Below are 12,832 nucleotides of genomic sequence, written 5' to 3' on the forward strand. Positions count from 1 at the left end.
TATTTAAAATTATAAGAGGTTTTATAACATATGTTAAGTAATAATAATAATCGTTTGCGAATAGCTATGCAAAAATCTGGTCGTTTAAGTGATGATTCTAAAGACCTTTTGAAACGTTGTGGTATTAAAATTAATTTTGAAGAACAGCGTTTAGTTTCTTTTGCAGAAAATATGCCTATTGATATTATGCATGTCCGAGATGATGACATTCCTAGATTGATTTTTGATAAAGTGGTAGATTTAGGAATTGTTGGAAAAAATGTTTTGGAAGAACAAATGTTATCTATTCCAAAATATAAAAATGTTTTATTTTACACTGTTTTACGTAATTTAGATTTCGGAATGTGTCGATTATCTTTAGCCATTTTAGATAATGCTCCATATAATGGTTTGAAATGTTTAGAAAATGCAAGGATAGCTACTTCTTATCCAAATATTCTTAAAAAATATTTTTATAAAAATAATATACGATTTAAATTATGTGTTTTAAATGGTTCAGTTGAAGTCGCTCCTAGAGCAGGTTTTTCAGATGCAATATGTGATTTAGTATCTACTGGAGGCACTTTGGAGGCAAATAATTTACGTGAAGTTGAAACTGTGTATTTTTCTAATGCGTGTTTAATATCTAGAATAGGATATATTTCTGAAATAAAATTATTATTAATTAAAAAATTATTAATACGTATTCAAGGAGTTATTAAAGCACGAGAATCAAAATATATTATGTTACATATTCCAGTTAATAAATTATCTAATGTAGTAACTTTATTAAGAGGGGCGGAAGTACCTACAGTTTTAAAATTAGCGGGTGATAAAAAAAAAGTTGCTATGCATATGGTAAGTAGTGAAACTGTATTTTGGGAAACTATGGAACAGTTAAAAAATTTAGGCGCAAGTTCTATATTAGTATTACCTATTGAGAAAATGATGGAGTGATTTTATGGATTTTATAATTAATAACATTTTTTATTGGAATAAATTAAATATTTCGGATAAAAAAAAAATATTATCACGTCCTATTTTGAATAATATTAATATAAAAAGTAATGTTAAAAAAATTTTATATGATGTGTATAAAAATGGAGACCAAGCTTTATACTATTATACAAAGAAATTTGATAATACTATTATAAATAATTTATTTATTAAAAAAAAAAAAANATTAGATAGTTTTTTAAAAGTTAATGTAAATATTAAAAAATCTATATTAACGGCAGCTAAAAATATTGAACTTTTTCATTCTTATCAAAAAACAAAAATAATAGACATTCATACTCAAGATGGAATTAGATGTCAGCAAATTACAAAACCAATAAATTCTGTTGGTTTATATATTCCTGGGGGTTCAGCTCCTCTACTTTCTACTGTATTAATGTTATCTATACCTGCTATTCTTGCACAATGTAATAAAATAATTTTATGTTCTCCACCTCCTATTTCAAATGAAATTTTATATACAGCATATTATGTATGTGGTATTAAAAATATATTGCAAATTGGAGGCCCGCAAGCTATTGGAGCTATGGCTTTTGGTACAGATAGTATTTGTAAAGTAGATAAAATTTTTGGACCTGGGAATGCTTATGTAACAGAAGCAAAAAAACAAGTTAATCATTCGTTTAATTATACTGATATAGATATGTTAGCAGGGCCTTCGGAAGTACTGGTAATTGCAGATATACACTCTAATCCTGATTTTGTAGCAGCAGATTTATTATCTCAAGCAGAACATGGAATGGATTCGCAAGTTATTTTATTAACAGATAATTTAATTTTAGCTAATTCTGTTATTACTTCTTTAAAAAAACAAATATGTATGTTATCTAGAATAAATATTATAAAAAATTCTTTAAAACATAGTAAAATTATTATTACTAAAAATATACAAGAATGTATAGATATATCTAATTATTACGCGCCAGAACATTTAATTTTACAATTTAAAAATGCGAGACATTGGTTAAATAAAATTTATAATGCTGGTTCTATTTTTATTGGCCCTTGGTCTCCTGAATCAGTAGGTGATTATGCTTCTGGTACTAATCATGTTTTACCTACTTATGGAAAAGTGAAAACTTTTTCTGGAGTTGGTTTAGCAGATTTTCAAAAAAAAATTTCAGTACAAGAATTAACTAAAAAAGCTTTATTTGATATTTATCCTACAGTAAAAAATTTATCACAGTTTGAACAATTAGATGCGCATCATAATGCTATTTCTATTAGATTAAAATATTTAAATAAGTAAAAAATGGATATTAAAAAATTAGTTCGAAGTGAAGTATTAAATTTAATACCTTATGAATCTGCTCGTAAAATTGGAGGAATGGGTGATGTGTGGTTAAATGCTAATGAATCACCTTATTATTTGACATTTAATTTATCAAATAAAAAATTTAACAGATATCCAGAACCACAATCTAAAACAATTTTATTAAATTATTCAAAATATCTTGGTCATAATATTAATAGTAAAATATTAATTACTCGAGGTGCTGATGAAGCTATAGATTTATTAATAAGAACTTTTTGTATACCTAATAAAGATATGATTATATATTTTCCTCCAACATATGGTATGTATCATATTAGTGCATTAATATCTGGTATTAAAAATAAAATAATTAATATTTATAAAAATAATAATTTTTATGTAGATAATTTTTTTAAACAATTTAAAAATGTGAAATTAATATTTATATGTAGACCAAATAATCCAACTGGGGATATTATCTCTCAAGAGAGTATTATATATATTTTGCAAAATTTAAATAATACATTATTAATTATAGATGAAGCATATATAGAATTTATTTTAAATGAAAGTTTTGTTTTGTATGTTAAAAAATATATTAATTTAATTATATTACGTACTATGTCTAAAGCTTTTGCTTTAGCTGGATTAAGATGTGGTTTTATTATAGCTGATAAATTAATTATTCAGTTTTTATCAAAAATTATAGCTCCATATCCTTTATCTACACCTGTTATTGATATTGTTTCTCAATCGTTAATTAAAAAAAATGTAGTTTTAATGTACACCAGAGTGATAGAAATAAATTCAAATCGTATTTGGTTTATTTATATGTTACGATCTATAAATTATGTAATAAAAATATTTGATAGTGTAGCAAATTATTTATTAGTATATTTTGAATTTTCAGAAAAAATTTTTAGATATTTGTGGGATAATGGCATTATTGTACGTAATCAGAAAAGTAATTATTTAAAAAATTGTATTAGAATTACAGTAGGAAGCAAATTAGAATGTTTAAAAATAATTATGAAATTGAAAGAATATAATTTTATTAAATAACAAGGAATTTTTGTGCAGGGAAAATATTTATTTATTGATAGAGATGGTACATTAATACATGAGCCTTTAGATAATTTTCAAATTGATTGTATAAAAAAACTATCTTTTGAATCTTATGTGGTGCAATCTCTAACTACTCTTAAAAATTTTGGTTATAAATTTATTATAGTTACAAATCAGGATGGATTAGGTAGTGTGCATTTTTCTAAAGAAAAATTTAATGTTCCACATAAATATATGTTAGATTTATTTTCTTCACAGGGAATTAATTTTGAAGAAGTTTTCATTTGTCCTCATTTTGTATATGAAGATTGTTTATGTAGAAAACCTAAATTAGGAATGATAAAAAATTTTATTAATGATAATTTAATAAATAAAGAACTCAGTTATGTTATTGGAGATCGCGATACAGATATGAAATTTGCTAAAAATATGGGAATTAAAGGTATTTTATATAATAAAAATAATTGTAATTGGCCAAATATAGTTTCTTTAATTACTAAAAAGAAACAATATATTAAAATTATACGTAATACTTTTGAAACAAATATTTTTTTAAAATTATGGAAAAATAAAAAAAAAGATATAAATATTAACACTGGAATAGATTTTTTTGATCATATGTTAGAACAAGTAGCGATACATAGTGGATTGTGCATGCATTTAATAGTTATATCTAATTTAAATATTGATGATCATCATATTGTAGAAGATGTTAGTATTGTTTTAGGTAAAGCATTATTAAAAATTTTAAAAAAAAAAAATGGTTTGAAAAGGTTTGGTTTTATTTTACCTATGGATGATAGTTTAGCTCAATGTGTGATAGATATTTCAGGACGTTCATATTTATCATTTCAGGTGACATTTACTCATCAATATATTGCTTCTTTAAGTACTGAAATGATCGAACATTTTTTTAAAACAATTTCAAATTCTATGAAAATTAATATATATTTAAAAGCAAAAGGTTCTAATGATCATCATTTAGCTGAATCCATATTTAAAGCATTTGGTAAAACTTTAATGCAAGCTATGTTGATGCAAGGAGATATATTACCTAGTTCAAAAGGTGTTCTTTAATGGATATTATAATATTAGATACTGGTTGCGCTAATTTATCTTCTGTTAAATTTGCGATAAAAAGGTTAGGATATAATCCAATTATTACTAATGAATATAAAACGGTTTTACATGCTGAAAAAATAATTTTACCTGGTGTTGGAACTCCATTTGCTGCAATGAGTAATTTAAAAAAATATAAATTAATAGATATTATTTTAAATTACACGAAACCAATTTTAGGTATTTGTTTAGGAATGCAATTATTTTGTGCATATAGTGAAGAATCGAAAAATATAAAAAATTTGAATATTATTAAATACCCGATATTAAGTTTACCAAAAAATAATTTACCATTACCACATATAGGTTGGAATAAAGTATATTCTTGTAAAAAAAATGTATTATTTAGAAATATAATGGATGGTTCTAGATTTTATTTTTTACATCAGTATATGTTACCTATAAATAAATATTCTATTTTAAAAACTGATTATGGATGTTTTTTTAGTGCTGCTTTTCAAAAAAAAAATTTTTTTGGTATACAATTTCATCCTGAAAAATCCGGCCCTCTTGGCTCACAATTATTAAAAAACTTTTTAGAGATATAATTATGATTATACCAGCTTTAGATTTCTTTAATAAAAAAATAGTACGCTTGTATCAAGGTAATTATGATAATATAAAATATTATAAATATAATGTCATTAAACAATTATTAAAATATAAATCTCAGGGTGCTCATTTTATACATTTAGTTGATTTAAATGGTGCTCAGTATTCTGAAAATAAACAATATGATTTTTTAAAAGAAATATTTCATTCAGTAAAAGATTTGACTGTTCAGATTGGTGGAGGGATTAGAAATATTCAAGATGTTGATGTTTTATTTAAATTAGGTGCAGCTAGAATTGTTATAGGTTCTTTAGCGGTTACAGATAAAAATCTTGTAGTAGATTTTTTTAAAATATATGGTCCTGAACGTATTGTATTAGCTTTAGATGTAAATATATATGATAATAAAAAAGAGTTGTATATTAATGGTTGGGGTTTAAATACAAAAATTTTATTAGAAGATATTATTAAATATTATCTTGTATATGGATTAAAGTATATATTATGTACTGATATTTCTAAAGATGGTACTTTATCAGGTCCTAATTTGAATTTATATAAAGAGATTATTAACACCTTTCCTACGATTAAAATTCAATCTTCTGGAGGTATTGGTTCTTTAAATGATGTCATTAATTTAAAAAAAATTGGTGTTCATAATATTATTATTGGCAAAGCAATTTTAGAAAAAAAATTTACTTTGTTAGAGGCAAATTTATGTTAGCAAAACGTATTATACCATGTTTAGATGTTAAAAATGGTTTAGTAGTTAAAGGTGTACAATTTTGCAATCATAAAGTTGTTGGTGAAGTTTTACCTTTAATAAAACGTTACATATCTGAAGGAGCGGATGAAATTGTTTTTTATGATATTACTGCTTCTTCAGAAGCAAAAATTGTTGATCGTAGATGGATTAATGATATTGCTGAAATTGTTGATATACCATTTTGTGTTGCGGGTGGTATTAAATCTTTACGAGATGTAGAAAATATTTTATCTTATGGTGCTGATAAAATTTCAATTAATTCCCCTGCATTATTAAACCCTAATTTAATTACTAGTATAGCTAAATATTTTGGTTCGCAATGTGTAGTTGTTGGAGTTGATTCTTGGTTTAATAAAAACACTGGTCATTATGAAGTATACCAATATACTGGAGATATATCTAAAATACATAAAACTCGTTGGAAAACATTAGATTGGGTTAAAAAAGTGCAAGATTGTGGTGCTGGTGAAATTGTTTTAAATGTTATGAATCAAGATGGAGTAGGATTAGGCTATGATTTAGAACAATTATTTATAATTCGTCAAATTTGTCATGTTCCCTTAATTGCTTCAGGTGGTGCTGGTTCATTAAGGCATTTTTATGATTTGTTTTCTTCTGTTGATGTTAATGGTGCTTTGGCAGCTTCTGTTTTTCATAAAAAAATAATTAATATTAAGGAATTAAAGTTATTTTTAAAAAATAAAGGGGTGGAAATAAGAGAGTGTTAGAAAAATTTCAAAATAATGTTAAAATTGATTGGATTAAGGTAAATAAATTGATTCCAGTTATTGTTCAAAATGTTTTAAATGGTATGGTATTAATGCATGCATATATGAATTTTAAAGCATTATATAAAACACAAAAAACTGGTTTTATGGTTTTTTATTCACGTACAAAAAAAAAATTATGGATGAAAGGGGAATTTTCAGGGAATTTCCTAATTTTAGTACATCTTATACATGATTGTGATAACGATACTTTATTAGCTTTAGTAAAATCTATTGGTAAAACTTGTCATTTAGATCAAGATAGTTGCTTTAAATATCCTAATTCTAGTTTTATTTTTTTAAATAAATTAGAAAATTGTATTGAAAATAGGAAACATAATATGGAGCGAAATTCTTATACTAAAAAATTATATAATAGCGGAGTAAATAGAATTATACAAAAATTTGGTGAAGAAGCTGTGGAGGTTATTATATCTGTATGTAGGGATAATAAAAAAAATATTATAAATGAAGTTTCAGATTTAATATATCATCTTATGGTTGTATTATCTGCTAAAGAAATTCCTTTAAGTGTTATTTGTAATAATCTTTATAATCGCAGTTAGTTTGATTTAAATATCTCTATTTACAATTGTTTTTATATTTAAATTTTTTAAAAAATTTTATGCAATGTTTTATTTTTACTTATAATTTTTAAATATTAGGAGAATATCTTATGTTAAAGCAACAAATAGGAGTTATTGGAATGGCCGTTATGGGCCAAAATTTAGCATTAAATATTGCAAATTGTGGTTATACTGTTTCTATTTATAATAGATCTAAAAATCGTACAGAAGATTTTTTAAGAGCACATAATAATAAAAATATATTTCCATATTTTGAAATTAAAAATTTTATAAATTCATTACAATCTCCTCGTTGTGTTTTGTTAATGGTTAAATCTGGATGTGCAACAGATTCTACAATTAATTCTATTATACCATATTTATCTAAAAATGATATTGTGATTGATGGAGGTAATACCTTTTATAAAGATACAATCAAACGAAATGAAAAATTATCAAAATATGGTATATTTTTTATTGGAACAGGGATTTCTGGAGGTGAAAAGGGTGCTTTGCATGGTCCTTCTATTATGCCTGGTGGAGATCAATTAGCATATAATATTGTTAAACCTATTTTTAAAAAAATATCTGCTAAAGTTGATAATGAACCTTGTGTAAATTATATTGGTCCAAATGGATCAGGACATTATGTTAAAATGGTTCATAATGGAATTGAGTATGCTGATATGCAATTAATTGCTGAGTCTTATTTTTTATTAAAAAATATTATCAAAATGAGTAATAAAGAATTATCTGAAATTTTCAATTTTTGGAATCAAGGTGAATTGCAAAGTTATTTAATTGAAATTACTTCTAAAATTCTTATAAAAAAAACAAAATCTGGAAATTATTTATTAGATTGTATTTTAGATACTGCAGAACAAAAAGGAACTGGTTCTTGGGTTAGTAAAAGTGCTTTAGATTTATGTGAACCTCTTTCATTAATTACTGAATCTGTTTTTGCTCGTTATATATCTTCTTTCAAATCACAACGTTTATTTGCTGCAAAAGTATTAAAAGGTCCTTTAAATATTTCAATTATTAAAAATAAGGATTTATTTATTAAAAATATTCGAAAAGCTTTGTATTTAAGTAAAATTATTGCTTATGCTCAAGGTTTTTCTCAGCTTAAAAATGCTTCTGATAGGTATAAATGGAATTTAAATTACGGAAAGATTGCTAAAATTTTTCGCTCTGGTTGTATAATACGTGCGCAATTTTTACAAAAAATTACTGATACTTATATTAAATACGGTAATCAAGTAAATAATTTATTAATTACTCCATATTTTAAAAGTATAGCTAATAAATATCAACATTCTCTTAGAGAAATTGTAGCATATTCTATTTCTAATGGTTACGCAGTTCCTTGTTTATCTGCCGCGATATCATATTATGATTCGTATCGTTCTTCATTTTTATCATCAAATTTAATTCAAGCACAACGTGATTATTTTGGAGCACATACATATAAACGTATTGATAAGAAAGGAGTTTTTCATACTCATTGGGAATAATTTTTTTATTTTTCAAATATTATATTTTATTTATAAATAAATTTATTGAAAATTATTTTAGTGTTTTATTGTAATATAAATTAACTATTTATTGTATTATATGTATTATTGCTTTTTTATAAATTAAATATATTTTATTTTTTTAATTTTTACTCTTTATTTTTTTTATTATTTTTCTTGTATAATGTTTATCTGTACATTGCAAATTTAATTTTAATATAATATTTTGTGTTTTTTATTTGAAATATTTTTATATTATTTGGTTGTGTATTTATTTATTTTTAAATTTTTATTATATTTGTATTTTTAAAATTTATTTTATTGTATTTTAAAATATTCGTTAAATTTTAAATTTTAACTTTTAAACTAATTTTTTAATATGTATTTATATTTAATATGATAATGTAAAAAAATATTTTTGTTTTTAAAATTTTTAGGAATTTTAATAATTTTTATGAAAAAAATAAAAAAAAGAAAAATTTTAGTTACTTGCGCTTTACCTTATGCAAATGGTTTAATTCATTTAGGACATATAATGGAACATATTCAAGCAGATATATGGGTTCGTTTTCACCGTATGTTAAATAATAAAATTTGGTTTATATGTTCTGGTGATACTCATGGTACAGCAATAATGTTAAAGTGCAAAAAAGAAAAAATAAAACCGAAAATTTATGTTAAAAAAATTATTAAAGAGCAAAAAGATATTTTTTTAAAATTTAATATTTCACATGATAATTATTATTCTACACATACTAAAGAACATTTATATTATGTAAATAAATTATTTCTTATTTTAAAAAAAAAAAAGTTAATTAACAAAAAAACTATTTATCAATGGTTCGATTCTAAGTTTAATATATTTTTACCAGATCGTTTAGTTTTAGGAACCTGTCCTATATGTAGAAGTAACAAACAATATGGTGATAATTGTGAATCTTGTGGTTCTGTATATTCTGCTTTAGATTTAATTAAACCTATTTCTGTTTTATCAAATACTAAACCTATTTTAAAGAATTCAGTACATTTATTTTTTAATTTACCATATTTTACTAATATGTTAAAAAATTGGACTGCATCTGATGTTTTACAAAAAACAGTATATAACAAAATTAAGGAATGGTTATTAAAAGGATTGAAAGAGTGGGATATATCTCGAGATGCCCCTTATTTTGGTTTTAAAATACCGTTTTATACAAATAAATATTTTTATGTTTGGTTTGATGCTCCTATTGGTTACATTAGTTCTTTTAAAAATTTGTGTGATAAAAATAAAAACATAAATTTTAAAAAATTTTGGGTAAAAAGTTCAAATTATGAATTGTATCATTTTATAGGTAAAGATATTATTTATTTTCATAGTTTATTTTGGCCGGCGGTTTTACATGGTTGTGATTTTAAAAAACCTACAAAAATTTTTGCTCATGGTTATGTATTATTTAATGGTTGCAAAATGTCTAAATCTCGAGGTGTAAATATTACTGCTAAGAATTGGTTAAAATATTTTGATTCTGATAGTTTGCGTTATTATTATGCTTCAAAATTGTCTAATGGAATAGAAGATATAGATATAAATATAAAACAATTTATAAATAAAATTAATTCTGATCTTTTAAATAAAATTGTTAATTTAGCTTCGCGTAGCGCTAAGATAATTAATGTTCGGTTTAATAGTTTTTTATCTACAAAAATAGAAGATATTGATTTATATAACTATTTTTTAAAAATTTCTAATAATATAATATATAATTTTAATAAACTTAATTTTAATATTGTAATTAGTGAGATTATAGAATTAGCGAACTTAGCTAATAAATATATTAATGATAAAAAACCTTGGACATATAAAGAAAAATTTTATTTTGATAATAAAATACATAGAATTTTTTCTATGGGTATAAATTTTTTTAAAATTATTATGACTTGTTTGAAACCTATTACACCTATTTTAGCTCAAAATTCTGAGATTTTTTTAAAAATTTCATTACTTTGGGAAAATATAAATCAACCTTTATTAAATCATAAAATTTCTATTTATAAAAATTTATATCAAAAAATTAATGAAAATATAAAATATAATTTTTAATTTATTTAATCCATGATAATGATTTTTTTTTTTTAAAATACTTTATAGAATGATCATATATTCCAATAACTGAAACAAATTTATTATTATAGAATAAAAGTGGTGTATTTATTCTTTTATTTTTAGATATTTTATATTTTTTCCATATTTTTTTTAATGTAATATATTTATTGTGTAGTGTTAATAATTTTCCTTTGGTGTTAAATTTTATATTTATTTGTTCATTTTTTTTGGGTTTTGGTATATTTTTTTTTTTTTTATTATCAAAAATTAAAAATCCTAATTTATGAGGTAAAATTAATGGTTTTTTAATTTGACTCCAATATAAAATTAAATTATTTGTTTTTTTTTGAAATTTTTTAATTAATAATGTATTTTTAAATTTTTCTATAATAAAATTTTTTATTTTTATTTTTGTGTTTTTTTTTTTTAAAAAAATTAAGTTTTTGTTAATTTGATTTATATTATTTTTAGATATTAAATGTTTTGTGTTTTTTTTTATCCAATATTTTAAAATATTATTGCGTAAAATTTTATTAATATATTTTATTTTGAACAAGTTTATTTTGTTTTTTTTGTAAGAAATATTTTTAATGCTTTTTTTTATAAAATATTTGATTAATAGATTTTGTTCTTTACATAAATGCATAGTTTTTAAAGAATTTTTAATAAAATAATTCCATCTTTTTTGAAGTATTGGTAATATTTTAAATCTTATAAAATTTCTATCATATGTTATGTTTTTATTACTGTAATCATTAATATAAGGAACGTTATTTTTAATAGCCCATTTATATATTTTTTTTTTACTTGTGTAAATTAATGGACGTAATATTTTTATTTTTTGAAATTTTTTAAATTCCCTCATTCCTGATAAACCTAAAGGTCCACTTCCTCTTTTTAAAGATAAAATTAGTGTTTCTACTTGGTCATTTTTATGATGTCCTGTTAATAATATTTCTTTTCTTTGTATGTGTTTTTTTATTTTTTTATAGCGTAAATTTCTTGCTTGTGATTCAAATCCTTTTTTTTGTATATTCTGGATGTATATATTTTTTATTATTAAATAAATATTTAATTTTTTACATATTTTTTTACAATGTTGAGTCCATATATATGATTTTTCATTTTGATGATGGTCAATATGTATTGCACGAATTTTGTTTTTAATTAAAGTATATAATAAAAATGTGGAATCTAAACCTCCACTATAAGCAAGTATTTTTTTTTTAATATTAGTATTTTTTTTAATTTTTAAAAGAATATTATTCATCTGATATATTTTAATTTATATAATTATACGTCTGAGTGGATTTGAACCACTGTTCTTCATTATGTCATAATGATGCTTTAACCATTAAGCTACAGACGTTTGATTTATTTTATAAAATAAATATTTAAAATATTTTAATATAATTTATATTATGTCTTAAATTTCTAATAATTAATACAATTTTAATGTTTTTAATGTTTAATGTGAGAATTTAATATGTTTACTGGTATTATTAGTGGTTTGGGTTTAGTTGTAGCTATTGTTCGAAAATTAAATTTTCGTACTTATATAATTAAGTTTCCTGAAAATCTTTTATATAAATTATATGTAGGTGCTTCTGTTTCAATTAATGGTTGTTGCTTAACTGTAGTAAATTTTTATAATAATTTAGTATATTTTGATGTTGTTTTCAATACTTTTCTTTGTACTAATTTTAAATTTATTAAAATTAATGAGTTTATTAATCTTGAACGTGCATTGAAATTAGGTGATGAAGTTGGAGGACATTTAATTTCTGGTCATGTAATGACGATTGCTATTAAATGTAATATAAAAAAAAATAATAATTTCACACAAGTATGGTTTAAGATAATAAACAAAAAATTTATGAAATATATATTTTTAAAAAGTTTTATATGTGTAAATGGTGTAAGTTTAACTGTTTCAAAAATTGATAATTATAAATTTTCTGTAAATTTAATACCACAAACATTATTTGATACAAATTTAAGTTTAATTACAATAGGTAGTTATGTAAATATTGAAATAGATATATATACAAAGATGATAATAGATCAAATTAATATTAATACTAAAAACTTATTGTAATTTTATTTTAAGATTTATTTATGACTTTAAAAATTTAATATT

General features: G+C 22.1%; 12 protein-coding genes and 1 tRNA gene. 11 read left to right on the forward strand and 2 right to left on the reverse strand.

The features are described from left to right. Positions 1–30 precede the first annotated feature (30 nt). The 10 genes from hisG (at position 31) to metG (ending at position 10,689) form a co-directional block, all read left to right on the forward strand. The gene (gene hisG / locus RJT30_RS00345; RefSeq protein WP_343190370.1) at positions 31–936 is read left to right on the forward strand and encodes an ATP phosphoribosyltransferase; all 906 of its coding nucleotides are present in this window, start codon (positions 31–33) and stop codon (positions 934–936) included. Positions 937–940: 4 nt separating this feature from the next. Further along, positions 941–2,245, forward strand: coding sequence for a histidinol dehydrogenase (gene hisD / locus RJT30_RS00350; protein WP_343190371.1), 1,305 nt, complete (start codon positions 941–943; stop codon positions 2,243–2,245). A 3-nt stretch (positions 2,246–2,248) separates the two neighbouring features. After that, a complete protein-coding gene (gene hisC, locus RJT30_RS00355; RefSeq protein ID WP_343190372.1) occupies positions 2,249–3,313 on the forward strand; it encodes a histidinol-phosphate transaminase in 1,065 nt (354 codons plus the stop codon). Positions 3,314–3,325: 12 nt separating this feature from the next. Further along, on the forward strand, positions 3,326–4,393 hold the full coding sequence (hisB, locus tag RJT30_RS00360) for a bifunctional histidinol-phosphatase/imidazoleglycerol-phosphate dehydratase HisB (protein WP_343190373.1): 1,068 nt from the start codon (positions 3,326–3,328) through the stop codon (positions 4,391–4,393). After that, positions 4,393–4,983, forward strand: coding sequence for an imidazole glycerol phosphate synthase subunit HisH (gene hisH / locus RJT30_RS00365; RefSeq protein ID WP_343190374.1), 591 nt, complete (start codon positions 4,393–4,395; stop codon positions 4,981–4,983). The genes hisB and hisH overlap by 1 nt, the downstream gene beginning before the upstream one ends. A gap of 2 nt (positions 4,984–4,985) precedes the next feature. Next, complete coding sequence (hisA, locus tag RJT30_RS00370) at positions 4,986–5,711, forward strand: 1-(5-phosphoribosyl)-5-[(5-phosphoribosylamino)methylideneamino]imidazole-4-carboxamide isomerase (RefSeq protein ID WP_343190375.1); 726 nt, start codon at positions 4,986–4,988, stop codon at positions 5,709–5,711. Beyond that, a complete protein-coding gene (hisF, locus tag RJT30_RS00375) occupies positions 5,705–6,481 on the forward strand; it encodes an imidazole glycerol phosphate synthase subunit HisF (protein ID WP_343190376.1) in 777 nt (258 codons plus the stop codon). The genes hisA and hisF overlap by 7 nt, the downstream gene beginning before the upstream one ends. Next, the gene (gene hisIE, locus RJT30_RS00380; RefSeq protein WP_343190377.1) at positions 6,475–7,086 is read left to right on the forward strand and encodes a bifunctional phosphoribosyl-AMP cyclohydrolase/phosphoribosyl-ATP diphosphatase HisIE; all 612 of its coding nucleotides are present in this window, start codon (positions 6,475–6,477) and stop codon (positions 7,084–7,086) included. The genes hisF and hisIE overlap by 7 nt, the downstream gene beginning before the upstream one ends. A gap of 110 nt (positions 7,087–7,196) precedes the next feature. Further along, positions 7,197–8,603 carry an NADP-dependent phosphogluconate dehydrogenase gene (gene gndA / locus RJT30_RS00385; RefSeq protein ID WP_343190378.1) on the forward strand — a complete coding sequence of 469 codons (1,407 nt, stop codon included), beginning with the start codon at positions 7,197–7,199 and terminating at the stop codon, positions 8,601–8,603. A gap of 454 nt (positions 8,604–9,057) precedes the next feature. Continuing rightward, a complete protein-coding gene (gene metG, locus RJT30_RS00390; RefSeq protein ID WP_343190379.1) occupies positions 9,058–10,689 on the forward strand; it encodes a methionine--tRNA ligase in 1,632 nt (543 codons plus the stop codon). A gap of 1 nt (position 10,690) precedes the next feature. Here the strand turns inward: metG and tilS are convergent, their stop codons facing one another. Both tilS and RJT30_RS00400 read right to left on the reverse strand, forming a co-directional pair. Then, positions 10,691–11,962 (reverse strand): tRNA lysidine(34) synthetase TilS, encoded by a 1,272-nt coding sequence (gene tilS / locus RJT30_RS00395; RefSeq protein WP_343190380.1) that lies wholly within the window; start codon positions 11,960–11,962, stop codon positions 10,691–10,693. A 26-nt stretch (positions 11,963–11,988) separates the two neighbouring features. Beyond that, positions 11,989–12,061 (reverse strand) — tRNA-Ser (locus tag RJT30_RS00400). Between the two features lie 117 nt (positions 12,062–12,178). On the opposite strand from RJT30_RS00400, the gene RJT30_RS00405 reads away from it, so the two are divergent. Beyond that, positions 12,179–12,790: a riboflavin synthase subunit alpha gene (locus RJT30_RS00405; RefSeq protein ID WP_343190381.1), complete on the forward strand. Its 612-nt coding sequence runs from the start codon at positions 12,179–12,181 to the stop codon at positions 12,788–12,790. Positions 12,791–12,832: the final 42 nt, after the last annotated feature.

The organism is Buchnera aphidicola (Mollitrichosiphum nigrofasciatum), assembly GCF_039388045.1.
GTDB classification, from domain to species: Bacteria; Pseudomonadota; Gammaproteobacteria; order Enterobacterales; family Enterobacteriaceae; genus Buchnera_K; species Buchnera_K aphidicola_B.

What these genes read in the sequence shown, in the direction of transcription:
- metG (WP_343190379.1), top strand. Translation starts at nt 9,058, where the DNA reads ATGAAAAAAATAAAAAAAAGAAAAATTTTAGTTACTTGCGCTTTACCT.
- hisC (WP_343190372.1), top strand. Translation starts at nt 2,249, where the DNA reads ATGGATATTAAAAAATTAGTTCGAAGTGAAGTATTAAATTTAATACCT.
- hisG (WP_343190370.1), top strand. Translation starts at nt 31, where the DNA reads ATGTTAAGTAATAATAATAATCGTTTGCGAATAGCTATGCAAAAATCT.
- RJT30_RS00405 (WP_343190381.1), top strand. Translation starts at nt 12,179, where the DNA reads ATGTTTACTGGTATTATTAGTGGTTTGGGTTTAGTTGTAGCTATTGTT.
- hisF (WP_343190376.1), top strand. Translation starts at nt 5,705, where the DNA reads ATGTTAGCAAAACGTATTATACCATGTTTAGATGTTAAAAATGGTTTA.
- tilS (WP_343190380.1), bottom strand. Translation starts at nt 11,962, where the DNA reads ATGAATAATATTCTTTTAAAAATTAAAAAAAATACTAATATTAAAAAA.
- hisA (WP_343190375.1), top strand. Translation starts at nt 4,986, where the DNA reads ATGATTATACCAGCTTTAGATTTCTTTAATAAAAAAATAGTACGCTTG.
- hisH (WP_343190374.1), top strand. Translation starts at nt 4,393, where the DNA reads ATGGATATTATAATATTAGATACTGGTTGCGCTAATTTATCTTCTGTT.
- gndA (WP_343190378.1), top strand. Translation starts at nt 7,197, where the DNA reads ATGTTAAAGCAACAAATAGGAGTTATTGGAATGGCCGTTATGGGCCAA.